13 protein-coding genes are annotated in these 13111 nt (G+C 74.0%); 7 read left to right on the plus strand and 6 right to left on the minus strand.

Annotation, left to right across the window (positions count from 1 at the left end; all coding sequences use genetic code 11):
- Nucleotides 1-8: 8 nt before the first annotated feature.
- Nucleotides 9-740: an LmbU family transcriptional regulator gene (locus WDV06_RS17400; RefSeq protein WP_395510667.1), complete on the minus strand. Its 732-nt coding sequence runs from the start codon at nt 738-740 to the stop codon at nt 9-11.
- A 150-nt stretch (nt 741-890) separates the two neighbouring features.
- On the minus strand, nt 891-1106 hold the full coding sequence (locus tag WDV06_RS17405; protein WP_351882380.1) for an MbtH family protein: 216 nt from the start codon (nt 1104-1106) through the stop codon (nt 891-893).
- A gap of 425 nt (nt 1107-1531) precedes the next feature.
- On the opposite strand from WDV06_RS17405, the gene WDV06_RS17410 reads away from it, so the two are divergent.
- Complete coding sequence (locus WDV06_RS17410; RefSeq protein WP_395510668.1) at nt 1532-2257, plus strand: thioesterase II family protein; 726 nt, start codon at nt 1532-1534, stop codon at nt 2255-2257.
- A 37-nt stretch (nt 2258-2294) separates the two neighbouring features.
- On the plus strand, nt 2295-3287 hold the full coding sequence (locus WDV06_RS17415; protein WP_395510669.1) for an AfsR/SARP family transcriptional regulator: 993 nt from the start codon (nt 2295-2297) through the stop codon (nt 3285-3287).
- Here the strand turns inward: WDV06_RS17415 and WDV06_RS17420 are convergent.
- Nucleotides 3256-4422 carry a serine hydrolase domain-containing protein gene (locus WDV06_RS17420; protein WP_395510670.1) on the minus strand — a complete coding sequence of 389 codons (1167 nt, stop codon included), beginning with the start codon at nt 4420-4422 and terminating at the stop codon, nt 3256-3258. The genes WDV06_RS17415 and WDV06_RS17420 overlap by 32 nt on opposite strands.
- 265 nt (nt 4423-4687) lie before the next feature.
- Here WDV06_RS17420 and WDV06_RS17425 point away from each other — a divergent pair, with 265 nt between their 5' ends.
- Nucleotides 4688-5386 (plus strand): LmbU family transcriptional regulator, encoded by a 699-nt coding sequence (locus WDV06_RS17425; protein WP_395510671.1) that lies wholly within the window; start codon nt 4688-4690, stop codon nt 5384-5386.
- A 33-nt stretch (nt 5387-5419) separates the two neighbouring features.
- Here WDV06_RS17425 and WDV06_RS17430 read toward each other — a convergent pair whose 3' ends face one another.
- The gene (locus WDV06_RS17430) at nt 5420-6064 is read right to left on the minus strand and encodes an FMN-binding negative transcriptional regulator (RefSeq protein WP_395510672.1); all 645 of its coding nucleotides are present in this window, start codon (nt 6062-6064) and stop codon (nt 5420-5422) included.
- A gap of 218 nt (nt 6065-6282) precedes the next feature.
- On the opposite strand from WDV06_RS17430, the gene WDV06_RS17435 reads away from it, so the two are divergent.
- Nucleotides 6283-7632: a lysine N(6)-hydroxylase/L-ornithine N(5)-oxygenase family protein gene (locus WDV06_RS17435; protein ID WP_395510673.1), complete on the plus strand. Its 1350-nt coding sequence runs from the start codon at nt 6283-6285 to the stop codon at nt 7630-7632.
- A gap of 45 nt (nt 7633-7677) precedes the next feature.
- On the opposite strand, the gene WDV06_RS17440 is transcribed toward WDV06_RS17435, so the two are convergent.
- Nucleotides 7678-8487, minus strand: a complete 810-nt coding sequence (locus tag WDV06_RS17440) for an endonuclease/exonuclease/phosphatase family protein (RefSeq protein ID WP_395510674.1) — start codon at nt 8485-8487, stop codon at nt 7678-7680.
- A 219-nt stretch (nt 8488-8706) separates the two neighbouring features.
- Between WDV06_RS17440 and WDV06_RS17445 the strand changes: the two genes are divergently transcribed.
- The 3 genes from WDV06_RS17445 (at nt 8707) to melC2 (ending at nt 11994) form a co-directional block, all read left to right on the plus strand.
- A complete protein-coding gene (locus WDV06_RS17445; RefSeq protein WP_395510675.1) occupies nt 8707-10566 on the plus strand; it encodes a serine/threonine-protein kinase in 1860 nt (619 codons plus the stop codon).
- A gap of 166 nt (nt 10567-10732) precedes the next feature.
- Complete coding sequence (gene melC1 / locus WDV06_RS17450) at nt 10733-11155, plus strand: apotyrosinase chaperone MelC1 (protein WP_395510676.1); 423 nt, start codon at nt 10733-10735, stop codon at nt 11153-11155.
- The gene (gene melC2, locus WDV06_RS17455) at nt 11152-11994 is read left to right on the plus strand and encodes a tyrosinase MelC2 (RefSeq protein WP_395510677.1); all 843 of its coding nucleotides are present in this window, start codon (nt 11152-11154) and stop codon (nt 11992-11994) included. Before melC1 ends, melC2 begins: the two co-directional genes overlap by 4 nt.
- A gap of 8 nt (nt 11995-12002) precedes the next feature.
- Here the strand turns inward: melC2 and WDV06_RS17460 are convergent, their stop codons facing one another.
- Nucleotides 12003-12911: an aminoglycoside phosphotransferase family protein gene (locus WDV06_RS17460; protein WP_395510678.1), complete on the minus strand. Its 909-nt coding sequence runs from the start codon at nt 12909-12911 to the stop codon at nt 12003-12005.
- Nucleotides 12912-13111: the final 200 nt, after the last annotated feature.

The raw sequence follows: 13111 nt of genomic DNA on the forward strand, positions 1-13111 counted from the left end.
TCACCGCGCTAGGCGGTCTTGCGGTCGGCGGACTCGATGAGCCGGGTCACCCACTTGTCGACGGGCAGGCCGTGCGCGGCGGCCGTCTTCGAGAGGTGTTCCAGCTGGTCGGCGGAGAGCTCGATGGTGAGCGTCGTGACCTGCCGGCCGCGTTCCGCGGCGGCCGCCGGTCCGGCCAGCCGGGAGACCCCGGGCTCGTCGCCGTCCCCGTCCCGGGGGAGGGCGGCCGTGTCGTTCTGCACGGCCAGGCTGGCGCGGACCGCCCGGCGGAGCTCGTTGCGCGACCACTTCTGCTGTTCGGCCTTGCGCAGCCAGTAGTCCTGCTCGGGGGGCGCCAGGCGGGCCACCTCGGCGTGGTGGGCGAAGCTGAGGCCGTCGCGCCTGCGGTGGTGGTCGAACCGCCGCGCCACCCAGGCGTAGTTGCGCAGGGTCTGGTAGTCGAGGCCGGTGCGCTCGATGGCCTCCTTGTAGCGCCGCCAGCCATAGGCGGCCTCCCCGAAACGGAGCCAGTCGGCGAGCCACCACGCCGAGGAGTTCCCGAGCTCGCGCAGGTTGGTGCCGATCTGTTCCCAGGACCGCTCGGGCAGGTTCGGCGGGAGGATCATCCCCGATTTGCGCACCTCGGCCTGGGGCCCGACGAAGGACAGGACCACATCGCCCTGCGCGGGCCCACCGCCGTGACCCGTCGGCCGGGTCCGGTGGCCGCCCACGGTTCTCGCAGCGCCGCTCACGATCTTCATCCCCCATTCAGAGTGTCTGGCTGGCGCCGGCCGGCCGCGCGCCGGGCAGTCCCGGGGCGCGGCCGCCGTCGTTCCACCGCGTCCGGCCCGCCCGTGTGCTGCGCGGGCGGCGGCGGTACGCGGGTGTGCGGCCCGCGGGCGGCCGGCGGCTCAGTCGGCCGCCATGGCCTCGCGCAGGCTCTTGGGGCGCAGGTCGGTCCAGTTCCGCTCGACGTACTCCAGGCACGCGGCCCGGTCCGCCTCGCCGAAGACCACCCGCCAGCCGGCGGGGACCTCGGCGAACACCGGCCACAGGGAGTGCTGGTCCTCGTCGTTGACCAGGACGTGGAAGCGGCCGTCCCCGTCGTCGAAGGGGTTCGTGCTCACGTGACACTTCCTTAACTGTCATGGGGTGACTCGGGAAGGGAAGACCGCCGGGCCGGGGATACGGGAAGCGGGAGCGGGTTCGCCGATCGGCGTGGTTCGACAGGGCGTCCGGCGCTCCGGTTCGAGCGGTGGTGCGGTGTCCCGGCCTTGCGGGGCCGGATCGCGGGTGTGGTCCGGGCTGGGCTGCCCGCTTGCCGGTCCGACTCGGCGCCCACTGTATACACGGCCCTTTTGAGACACGGTCGAGTCCCGCTCGCGGCCCGTCGCCAGGCGCCGGGGCCGCGCCGCCTGAGGATCGTTGGAGAGCCGCCACACCCGCGGCACAGACCACCTGATGCCCGCACCCCGCGGGCCGGGCGCCGCTCTATGGTGCGGGGGTGCGCGGCCCGATCCGAGGGAGAGAGATGGACAGCACACGTCCTGCCTTGCGCTTGTTCGTCCTGCACCACGCGGGCGGATCGCACCTGCCGTACCGCCACTGGCCGGCCGGGCTGCCGGACACCTGGGACGTGCGGCTGCTGGACGCCCCGGGCCACGGCTTCCTCCTCGACCTGCCGCCGATCACGGACGCGGGCCGCCTCGCCGAGTTCCTGCTGGACGGCATCGAGGCCGAACTCACGTGTCCGTACGCCCTTTTCGGCCACAGTATGGGCGCCCTCGTCGCCTATGAGATCGCCCGGCGGGCGGCCCGCCGGGGTCTGCCGCCGCCCGTGTGGATCGGCGTCTCCGCGCGGACCGCGCCGCAGCCCGCGGGTCCGGCCGAGCCGTACCACGAGCTGCCCGACGCCGAGCTGCGCAGCCGGCTGAACCTGCTCGGGGGCACGCCCGACGGGATCTTCGACGACCCGGAGCTGTGGTCGGTGTTCGAGCCGGTCATACGGGCGGACCTGCGGCTGGTGGAGGAGTGGCGCCCGGCTCCCGGCGCGGGCCCGCTGCCGGTGGCGCTGTCCGCCTACGCGGGTGCCGGCGACGCGCACGCCTCACCGGCGCGGATGGCCGGCTGGGCGGGGCACACGGAGCGCTTCCTGGGCCTGCGCGTGCTCGACGGCGGCCACTTCTACTTCCAGGACGATCCCGGGCCGCTGCTGCGCCAGATCGAACGGGACGCGACCGCGGCGCTCGACGCGGCGGGGGCGGCGCGCCCCTCCTGACCCCGCCCCGCGTCGCCGGCCCGTGCGAGGAGAAGACATGCAGTTCCGCATCCTGGGTCTGGTGGAGGCCCGCGACGAACAGGCCGGCCTGCACCTCCTTCCCACCGGTGCCAAGCAGCGCGCGCTGCTGGGGGCGCTGGTGGTGAAGGCCGGGCACCACGTCTCGGTGCAGCAGCTCATCGACGAGCTGTGGGGGGAGCGGCCGCCCGCCAACGCGGCGAACGCGCTCCAGGTCCAGGTGGCCCGGCTGCGCCGGCTGCTGGCCGGGCCGCAGGGCGGCGGGGAGACGCGGCGCCGGGAGCGGCAGCCGTGGATCACGACCACCTCGTGCGGCTACAGCCTGCGGCCCGCGCCCGCCGAAACGGACGCCGCCTGCTTCCAGCAGCTCACCGACACGGCCCGGCGGGTCCTGCACGAGGACCCGGGGCGGGCCGGTGAGCTGCTGCGCCGGGCCCTGGCGCTGTGGCGCGGCCCGGCGCTGGAGGGGAGCGTGCTCGGCGACATCTGCGCGGGCCGGGCGGCGCAGTTGGAGGAGCACCGCCTGACCGCGCTGGAGATGATGTACGAGGCGTACCTGCGCACCGGGCGGCACGGCGAGATCACCGGGGAGCTGATGGTGCTCACCACGGACAACCCGCTGCGGGAGCGGTTCTACGACCTGCTGATGGTCGCCTTCTACCGCTGCGGCCGGCAGGCGGAGGCACTCGGCGTGTACGAGCGGGCGCGCAACCGGATGGTGCACGAACTCGGTGTGGAGCCGGGGCCCGCGCTGCGGGGCCTGATGCAGGCGATCCTCCAGCACGACCCGGCCCTCGCCACGGCCGTCACCGCCCTCCCGGCCGTCCCGTCGCCGGGCGTCCCGTCGCCGGCCGGCGCGGTGCGCACGGGGGCGGACGCGGCGGCCGGCGGGGCGGCGCTGCCCCTGTTCGAGGAGATCGCCCGACTCCAGCGCCACATCGAGCGGCTCCAGCAGGAGCAGAACCGGCTGCTGTGCCGGTTCAACGCGTTGGCGGGCAGTACTCGGCGTTGACGAGGGGGAGGATGGTCTCGGCGCCCCAGTTGGCGTTGTAGTTGAACGTGAGCTGGTGGCGGGCGTCCTCGGTGAAGGCGGCCAGGGAGATCCACCCCACGGCGCCCCCGTCGTGGTACCAGAGGACGGTGCCGCAGCCCAGGGTGAGCCGTTCGATGCCGAGTCCGTAGGAGGCGCCCGGCCAGTCGGGGTTGTCGACGGTCGTCTTCATCTCCGCGAGCTGCCGCGGCGGGAGCAGCTTCCCGCGCATGAGGGCCCCGTAGAACCGGTTCAGGTCGGCCGTGCTGGAGATGATGTCGCCGTTGCCCCAGCTCTGCGAGCCGTTCGTCTCGGTGACGTCGTCGATCCGCTCGGGCCGGTCGGCGAAGAGCCTGGAGTAGGCGCGGCCGCTCGGCTGGGGCAGGCGGGTGCCGGTGCCCGGCAGGGAGGTGGCCCTGAGCTCCAGGGGCTCGATGATGCGCCTGCGCACCTCGTCCTCGTAGGGCCGGCCGGCGACCCGCTCCAGGACCATCGCGGCCAGGACGTCGTTGGTGTTGGAGTACCAGTGCCGGACGCCGGGGCGGAACGGCGGCTCGTGGGACAGGGCCACCTTCACGCGCTGCTCGGGCGTCAGGGTGTCGTAGCGGTGCCGCAGGAAGCCGTCGCCGGTCAGGTACGTCCCGGCGTACTCCGGGTCGGCGAGGAAGTCGAAGAGGCCGCTCGTGTGGTTGAGGAGCTGGCGGACCGTGATCGCGCGGCCGTCGTTGCCGTTGCCGGCCACCAGCCCGGGCAGGTGGCGGTCCACGGGGTCGTCGAGGCCGATCCTGCCTTCCGCCTCCATCTGGAGGAGGACCGTCGCCACGAAGGTGTTGGTGATCCCGCCGACGCGGAACCGGTCGTTCTTGGTGCGTGCCGCGCCCGTCGTCCGGTCGGCCACGCCCGCCGCCGACTTCCACACCCCGCTGTCGTCCCGCGCCTCGGCGGCGACGCCGGGGACGCCCGCCGCGACCGCCGCCTCGATCGCGCGCTGCGTGGCCTGGTGGCCGGCCGGCGCGGGGCCCGTCTCCCCGGCGGCCCCCGCCGGGCCCGTGAAGGCGGTGGCCATGAGCGCCACCGCCGCCAGCGCGACCACCCCGGCTCTCGGTCTTTTCCGCATCGTCATACCCCTCTCCGGAAAATCATGTGGGCAAAAAAATACCTGCCTGTTGGTTCTTTCCACCGTCCCGGACGGCCGAATACAGATCCCCGGCGGGCCGGAATCCGGCGGCAGGAGCCGGGAATTGCGGCGGGGGCCGTCCCGTCGACGGGACAACCCCCGGCACCCGGCGGCGCGCTGCCGTTCGAACGCTGCTCCGGCAAAGCTCCAGCCCGTCCCGCAACAGTTCTCGCCGGTTGTGTACGCCCCTTCTCCTGGAGGCACGATGGCACGTCAGGCCGGTCACACCGCGGCGTCGCATGGCAGCCCGGCAACCGCTCTCCCGCAGCCCCCGTCCCGGCAGCCGCACCCCGCGGGACCCGCGCCGCGCAGGGACCGGGTACTGACGACCAAGGTGGGCCTGCAGATGCCGGCGGGAATGGCCTACGACGAGTGGGAACGGGCCGGGCACCAGCTCGTCGGCGTCCTCGACTCCTCGTGCTGGTGGCTGGGTGACTGGCTCAAGTACGGCAAGGACCACTACACCGACCGCTACCAGCGCGGAATCCGCGCAGCCGGTCTCTCGTACCAGACGCTGCGCAACTACGCCTGGGTCTCCAGACGTTTCGACCTCCCCCGGCGGCGGCCCGCCCTGAGTTTCCAGCACCACGCGGAGCTGGCCTCCATGCCCGCCGGGGACCAGGAGCTGTGGCTCGACCGCGCCGAGCAGGGGCGCTGGACCACCAAGCAGCTGCGCGGGGCCCTGCGCGCCGCGCGCCAGGGCGGGCAGCCGGCCCGGCCGGCCATCGAGCCGAGCCGCCGCCTGGAGGTTCCCGGCAGCCGCGTCCAGTGGTGGCACAAGGCCGCGGAGCAGCTGGGCGTCGACTTCGAGCAGTGGGTGATGACCACGCTGGACAGCGCCGCCGCGAGTGCCCTGGAGGAGCTCGCCGGGCGGGAGGGGCACAAGGAGGCCGTCAGCGCCTGAGGGTCCACCGCCGCGCGGCGGCCTTCCGGCCCGTCAGGGCAGTCGGCCCATCAGCCCGGCGGTCTCGCGCCGGTAGGTGCACGCGCTCCGCCCGAACGACTCGCGCACCCGGTCGCGCACCTCGTCCGGCTGCTCCTGGCTGAGCTTGAACATGCCCTCGGCCCCGGTCACCGTGAACCGGAAGGCCCCCACGTCGGGGACGATCTTCCTGAAGTAGTCGAGCGATCCGGTCATGTCCCAGCCGGTGCCGAACGCCCCCTCGAAGGCGCTCACGGTGGACTGCACCACCTCCAGCGTCTCCTCGATCGATTCGATCTTCTCCACCACGCCCCGGACGTGCACCGAGGTGAAGTTCCAGGTCGGAGCCGCCGGCGTCTTCCCGTACACCGTCGGCGACACGTAGGAGTGCGGACCGGTGAACGTCAGCAGCAGGACGCCGCCCGTCTCCAGGGCCGTCCAGTGCGGATTGGCCCGGTTCATGTGGCCGAGCAGTGTGGCCCCGGCCAGCTCGGCGGCCTCGTCCAGCGGGGCCCCGGGGTCGAAGATGACCGGCAGGTGCGTGGCGTACGGACCGTCCTCGGGGCTGCCGTTGGCCACCGCGAGCGCCATGGGATTTCCGCGGATCAGGTCCACCATCCACGAACTGTCCGGTTCACGGTAAAAGCTGGGCACGAACACCGGGATTCACCCTTTCGGCAATTGGGTTGTGAAATCCCGCCGACCGTACCGCCGTCCCGTCGGCGGGACAACGATTTCCGGTCCAGGGCATCCGGATAAGTCCTCGAACGGTCTTCGTGCCGTTTTCGAGTTGCCCTGGCGCCCGCTCCGGGCAACACTTCAGAACGGTCTCTCGGGCCACCGGCCGAGTTTTCCAGACGCAAGGGGGAGAATTTCCTATGGGCATAACGGGCAGGCGCGACCAAGAGATCCACGACGTCGTCGGCATCGGGTTCGGCCCGTCGAACATGTCGCTCGCGATCGCCTTGAAGGAGCACGGGGCGAGCGCTCCGGACCATCCGGTCAGGTCCCATTTCTTCGAGCGGCAGCCCACGTTCGGCTGGCACCGGAACATGCTGCTGCCGTCGACGACGATGCAGATCTCGTTCCTCAAGGACCTGGCCACCTTCAGGAACCCGATGTCCCGGTTCAGTTTCGTCTCGTACCTGCACGCCTCGAACCGGCTGGTGCAGTTCGTGAACAACCAGAGCTTCATCCCGACCCGCCAGGAATTCCACCAGTACCTGGAATGGGCGGCGGCCGGCCTGAGCGACCAGGTCACCTACGGCGCCGAGGTCACCTCCATCCGCCCCGTCACCGGCTCCGGGGCCGCGGCGCCCGATCTGCTGGAGGTGGAGGTGCGCTCCGGCGACGGCGCCGTCAGCGTGGTCACCGCCCGCAACGTGGTCGTCTCGACGGGGCTGGTGCCGCGCATGCCGCAGGGCGTGACGGCCGGCGAGCGGGTGTGGCACAGCTCGGAGTTCCTCACCAGGTTCAACGCCCTCGACCCGAACGGACTGCGGCGCGTCGCGGTGGTCGGCGCCGGCCAGAGCGCGGCCGAGGTCACCCGGTTCCTGTACGACTCGCTGCCGCACGCGGAGGTCTGCGCGGTCATCCCGTCCTACGGCTACTCCGTGGCCGACGACACCCCCTTCGCCAACCAGGTGTTCGACCCCGACACGGTCGACGAGTACTACTTCGCCGCCGAGGGCGCGCGGGACGCGTTCTGGCGCTACCACCGCAACACCAACTACTCGGTGGTCGACGCCGACGTCATCCGCTCCCTGTACCAGCGCTCGTACGACGAGCAGGTGCGCGGCACCGAGCGGCTGCGCTTCCGCAACCTCACCCGGGTCGACGCGGTCGAGAGCTCCGGGAGCGGGGCGCGGGTGGTCCTGCGCTCGCTGCTCGACGACACGACGAAGGAACTCGCCGTCGACGCGCTGGTGTTCGCCAGCGGGTACGACGGCCTGGACCCGGCCCGGCTGCTCGGCGACGACTTCGACCGGCACTTCCAGCGCGACGCGGCGGGCCGGCACCGGGTGGAACGCGACTACCGTCTCGTCGCCACGTCGGGCCTGACCTGCGGGGTCTACCTCCAGGGCGGCACCGAGCACAGCCACGGCCTGTCGTCGTCCCTGCTGTCGAACATCGCCGTGCGCAGCGGGGAGATCGCCGACTCGATCGTGCTGCGGCGCACCGAGCGGGAGCTGGGGCGCCACCCCGAGGAGGCGTCGAAGGCCGCCTGAGGCGGCGCGCCCGCCGGCCCGGCCGGGCCCGCGCCGGCCCCTTCGTCACCTGTCGCCGACGGCGCGCAGCATCCGGTGGTCGGAGACGGCCGGGTCGAGCGGGAGGACCTCGGCCTGGCGCCAGGTGAGGTCCGGATGGCCGGAGAACACGTAGTCGATCTTCTTCTCGCCGAAGGTGGGGGTGTTCGCGCCGTCGGCCTCGACGAAGCCGCCGGAGTAGAAGGGCTCCGTGGTGGCGGTGCGGGGCGAGTGGTTGAAGTCCCCGGCCAGCAGGACGGACAGGCCCTGGTCCCGCCAGGCCCCGGCCTGGGCGGCGAGCCTCCTCGCCTCGGGGGCGGCGCGGGTGCCGTCGTCCCAGTAGAGGTGCACGGAGCAGGACCAGTCGGCGGTGCCGGACAGGACGGTGCGCACGCACGGCACCCGGATCGGCTCGGACTCGCCGCCGACGGTCAGGTCCAGGTCGGCCGTGGCGCTCACCGCTCCCCTGACCAGGACGGCGTTCCCGTAGGGGTGGCCGCCGCAGACCTCGGGAAGGCCGGAGAGGGTGGCGCCGTAGTGGCCCTGGAAGCCCAGCGGCGCCAGCCGGGCGAGGATCTCGTCGTACTGCGGCTCGCACACCTCCTGGAGGAACAGCCGGTCGGCGTTCCAGCCGGTGGCCGACGCCTGGGCGACGACGCTGTCGAGGCGCCTGGCGTCGTCGTACGGGGCGGCGGCGCACATGTTGCCGCAGATGTTGTAGGTGACCACGCGCAGGGGCGGTCCCGCCGCGGCGGCGTGGGCGGGGGCCGCCGGGAGGGCCGGGGCGAGCAGCAGGAGGAGGGCGGCGCGCAGGGTGCGCGGGCGGTGGCAGCGCATGGCGGGGCTCCCGGTCGGGCGGGCGGCGGTCGGGGCGGGGCGGGCTGTCACCGGTCAGGTCCCCGGCACCGGCGCGCTTACCCGTACCGGCGGGTGCGCGCCCCCGGCGCGGGGCGAACTGCCGTGCGCGGGGCGGGAGGAGACGCGGGAGCGGCTGTCGCGGCCGAGGGGCGTCGGGTAGCTTTCCGGGAAAGTGATCCCGAACCCATTGGGGCTGACGTGGTGGAGCTGGACGGGAGCGGGGCCGAGCCGCTGGAGGCGGACGATCCGCGCCGGATCGGGGAGATCGCGCTGGCCGGGCGGCTCGGGGCGGGCGGCATGGGCCGGGTGTTCCTCGGCGTCCGGCAGGGCCGGTACGTAGCGGTCAAGCAGCTGCTGGCCTCCGTCGTCGGCGAGGACGAGGACTTCGTACGGCGGTTCGGGCACGAGCTGGACAACCTCGCCCGGCTGCCCGCCGAGGCCACCGCGCCGCTGCTGGCCAGCGACCGCACCGCGCGGCCCCCGTGGTTGGCCACCGCCTACGTACCCGGGCTCACCCTCCGCGAGGCCCTCGACGTGCACGGCGGTCCGCTGCCCGCGCGGTCGCTGTGGCGGCTGCTGCGGGAGGCGGCGGCGGGCCTGGCGCCGGTGCACGCGCTGGACATGGTGCACCGCGACCTCAAGCCGTCCAACGTGATGCTGACCCTCGACGGGCTCACCCTCATCGACTTCGGGGTCGCCCGGGCGGCCGAGCAGAGCCGGCTCACCCGCACGGGGATGGTGGTGGGCACGCCCGCGTACATGGCGCCCGAGCAGGCCTCGGGGACGCGGGGCCTGAGCGGGGCCACCGACGTGTTCGCGCTGGGGTCGGTGCTGGCGTACGCCGCCTGCGGGCGGCCGCCGTTCGGCGAGGAGTCCGGGCACGGGGTGCTGTACCGCATCGTGCACGAGGAGCCCGGCCTGGAGCCGCTGCGGGAGCTGGACGAGGAGCTCGCCGAGCTGGTCGGCGCCTGCCTCGCCAAGGATCCCGCGGACCGGCCCGGCGCCGCCGAACTGGTCGAACGGGCCTCCGAGCACGTCTCGGACGGGGGTCCGCCGTGGCCGGAGGCCGTCACGGCGCGGCTGTCGGAGCGGGCGGCCTTCGCGGAGCGGGTGCAGGAGATCGACGTACCGACGCTCCCGCTGGGCGGGAAGGGCGGCGGGCAGCCGGAGGCGGAGTCGGAGGCGGGGACGCCGGGCGATGGGCAGCGGGCCGAACCGGCCGGGCGCGGACGGCGCGCCCGGGTGCTCCTGGCCGTTGTTCCCGTGGTGGTGGTCGCGAGCGGGACGACGCTCGCCATCCAGAACCTGCCGTTCGGCTCCTCGCCGCAGACGAAGGCGGAGGCGGGGGCGCAGACGGGGGCCCCGCCCCGGGGGGCCGGGCCGGCCTCCACCCCGCCGCCGGGCGGCCCGTCGGCGCCCGTCCCCGCTTCGGCGGGCCCGTCCGCCCCGGGCGCCTCCCCGTCGGGTGCGCCGCAGCCGGGTGAGCCGTCCCCGGGCGGCGCGGGGCAGGGCGGCCAGGCCGCCGCGGGCGCGGGGCAGGGCACGGCGGGAGCGCCCCAGGGCGGCGGCGGGAACGGCCCGGTACCGGGGACGGGAACCGGCCCCGGTACGGCGAACGGGGCGGGCGGAGCCGGAGGGGCGGGAGGGGCGAACCCGTCCGGCGGGGGCGGGGCCACGACGACGGCGCCCCGGCCGCCCTCCTCCGGGGCCGGGCGCTACCGCAACGGGAACAACGGCGAGTGCATCACCCAGGTCTTCGGCGCCTCGGACTCCGGCGACTGCGCGGACGCCTCCGCCCGCTGGGCCGTCCGCTCCCGGCCGGACGGCAGCTTCAAGCTGGTCAACGAGCAGAGCGGCCAGTGCCTGTACTCCAACGGCCCCAACCAGGCCGTCTTCGTGGGCGACTGCGCCCAGGACATCGGCCGGCTGTGGCGGTCGGGGTCAGGCGGGACGCTGCGCGACTCGGCCGGCGCCTGCCTGGACCTGGCCTTCGGCAGCGGGCTGACGACGGCCTCCTGCGACGGCGACGCCTCGCAGCGCTGGAGCCGCCAGTCCTGAGCGACACACCGGAGGACCGGAGGCACACTGGCCGGAACACGCTGTCATGACCACATAAGATTACGGTCGGCACGGCCGGCCCCTGCCAGACCCGCGCCCGGAGGCGGGCGGTGGATGCACGGGCCACCGATCGGGTGTTCGAAGTCTTCTGATACCTATTCAAGCCATGAACATGATCACTCGCCGACAGGCGCTGGGGCTCGGCTCCGGCGTGGCCGCGGCCATCGGACTGGCCGCCTGCTCGTCCAAGTCGACCCCCGCTCCGGCGGCCGGCGCCTCCGGCGCGCCGGGGGCGGCGGGTCCGTCCGGAGCGCCCGTCTCCCTGCCCACCGGCACCATCGACGAGACCTACCAGGGCCACCGCATCCAGATCACCGTGGGCCCGGGCGGCCACCACGGCATGGCGATGCCCGTCGTCAAGATCGACGGCAACGACCTGCACGTCATGCCGAACGCCGACGGCAGCTGGGTCACCGTCGTCAACCACTACGAGACCTTCCCGGACCCGATCTCGGCCGCACGGGCCGCCGTCCGCGAGCTCCAGGGCGCCGACCTCGTCCCGTTCGTCGCCAAGGAGGCCAAGCTGTGACCGTCCGCAAGAACCAGGCCACCCTCACGCCGGACGAGAAGCGCGCCTTCGTCAACGCGGTGCTCGAACTGAAGCGGACCGGCATCTACGACCGGTACGTCAACGCCCACAACTGGTACCTGCTCAACGACTCCGACTTCGGCGACCGGATAGGCCACCGCTCCCCGTCCTTCCTGCCCTGGCACCGCAGGTTCCTGCTGGACTTCGAGTCGGCGCTCCAGCGGATTGACCGGAACGTGTCGCTCCCCTACTGGGACTGGACGCAGGACCGTACGGCCAACTCCTCGCTGTGGGCGTCGGACTTCATGGGCGGCACCCGGCGGGGCCGCGACGGCCAGGTGATCGACGGCCCCTTCGGCTCACAGGGCGGCAAGTGGGTCCTGTCGGTGGGCGTGGACCGCCGCTCCTACCTGCGGCGCGGCCTCGGCTCCGGGACCCCGCAGCTGCCGACGCGGGCGGACGTCGACTCCGTGATCGCCATACCCGTGTACGACACCGCCCCCTGGAACAGCGCCTCGGGCGGCTTCCGCAACGCCCTGGAGGGCTGGCGGGGCGTCAACCTGCACAACCGGGTGCACGTGTGGGTCGGCGGCCAGATGACCTCCGCCGCCTCCCCCAACGACCCGGTGTTCTGGCTGCACCACGCCTTCATCGACAAGCTGTGGGCCGAGTGGCAGGCGAAGAACCCGAAGTCGGGCTACCTGCCCGCCAACCGGACGGCGAACGTGGTGGACCTGCGGTCCGTGCTGAGCCCGTGGAACAACGTGACCCCGGCCGACCTGCTCGACCACCACCGCTTCTACACGTTCGACACGGAGAACGGCGGCCAGCGCTACTAGGCCGCCGATCAGCCGGTGCGGCGGAATTCGGCGAGCACTTCCACCGTGGTGCGGTGGGCGACGGCGGCGAGGACCGGATTGGTCTCGCGGTAGTGGTGCTCGGCGGTGAGGCCGAAGCAGAGGGCCCAGCCCCGGCCGCGGGCCCAGGTGGCCCCGTCCGCCCCGGCCGCCTCGCGGAACGCGTCACGGGTGTCGGCCGTCAGGAGGGTCCAGGCGGCCATCGTGTCGCAGGCGGGGTCTCCGGCGCCCGCCCCGCCGAAGTCGATGACGGCCCGCAGCCGGCCGTCCCGGGCCAGCAGGTTGCCCGGCAGCAGGTCCCCGTGCAGCCAGACGGGGGCGCCCTGCCACTGCGGGAGCCGGAGGGTCTCCTCCCAGAGGGCCGTCGCGGTGTCCGCGTCGTGCGTCCCGTCCGCGCCGAGGTCGCGGATGGCGGCGCGGACGCCCTCGTCGCGGGTGGCGACCGGGCCGCCGCGGAAGGACACCGGCGCGCCGGCGGCGTCGACGCCGCGCAGGGCCGCGACGAAGCGGCCGAGTCCGACGGCGGCCGCGTGCAGGTCCGTGACGGGTGCGTCGAAGAGGTCCTCGCCCTCCAGCCAGCGGTAGACCGACCAGGGGTACGGGAAGCCCTCGCCGGGGACGCCCCGGCCCAGCGGCTCGGGGACCTCCAGGGGCAGGTGCGGCGCGAGGTGCGGCAGCCAGCGGTGCTCCTTGGCGACGTCGGCGGCCGCGCCCGGGATCCGTGGCAGTCGCACCGCCATGCCGTCGCCGAGGCGGTACACGGCGTTGTCCGTCCCGGCGGAGGCCATCCTGGTGACGGGGAGGCCGGCCCACCGGGGGAACTGGGCGCGGATCAGCGCGCGGACGAGCGGGGCGTCGGTGTCGGTCTCGTCGGCGTGCATCTTCGCGCTGGTGGCCATGGGGCTCCTCGTGACGGGGCGTCGGCGGTGGGGGTGCGGGCGGCCAGGAGCCTAGGGGGGGGCGGGGGCCGGGGGCCACGCCTTTTCGCGCGCGCCCGTGTGGGGGGGGGGGGGGGCCCCCCGCGCCCCCGGCGGGGGGGCGGGGGGCGGGCGCCGGTCTAGTCCTGGTCGGGCTCGGGCCGGGTGGGGGGCCGGGGGGG

The sequence above is a fragment of the Streptomyces racemochromogenes genome (genome assembly GCF_044129415.1).
In the GTDB taxonomy this organism is placed as follows: domain Bacteria; phylum Actinomycetota; class Actinomycetes; order Streptomycetales; family Streptomycetaceae; genus Streptomyces; species Streptomyces racemochromogenes_A.

Bases quoted from the DNA above. Each gene is read 5' to 3' on its own strand.
- WDV06_RS17440 (WP_395510674.1), bottom strand. From the start codon at position 8,487: ATGCGCTGCCACCGCCCGCGCACCCTGCGCGCCGCCCTCCTCCTGCTG.
- WDV06_RS17425 (WP_395510671.1), top strand. From the start codon at position 4,688: ATGGCACGTCAGGCCGGTCACACCGCGGCGTCGCATGGCAGCCCGGCA.
- melC1 (WP_395510676.1), top strand. From the start codon at position 10,733: ATGAACATGATCACTCGCCGACAGGCGCTGGGGCTCGGCTCCGGCGTG.
- WDV06_RS17435 (WP_395510673.1), top strand. From the start codon at position 6,283: ATGGGCATAACGGGCAGGCGCGACCAAGAGATCCACGACGTCGTCGGC.
- WDV06_RS17415 (WP_395510669.1), top strand. From the start codon at position 2,295: ATGCAGTTCCGCATCCTGGGTCTGGTGGAGGCCCGCGACGAACAGGCC.
- WDV06_RS17420 (WP_395510670.1), bottom strand. From the start codon at position 4,422: ATGCGGAAAAGACCGAGAGCCGGGGTGGTCGCGCTGGCGGCGGTGGCG.
- WDV06_RS17400 (WP_395510667.1), bottom strand. From the start codon at position 740: ATGAAGATCGTGAGCGGCGCTGCGAGAACCGTGGGCGGCCACCGGACC.
- WDV06_RS17460 (WP_395510678.1), bottom strand. From the start codon at position 12,911: ATGGCCACCAGCGCGAAGATGCACGCCGACGAGACCGACACCGACGCC.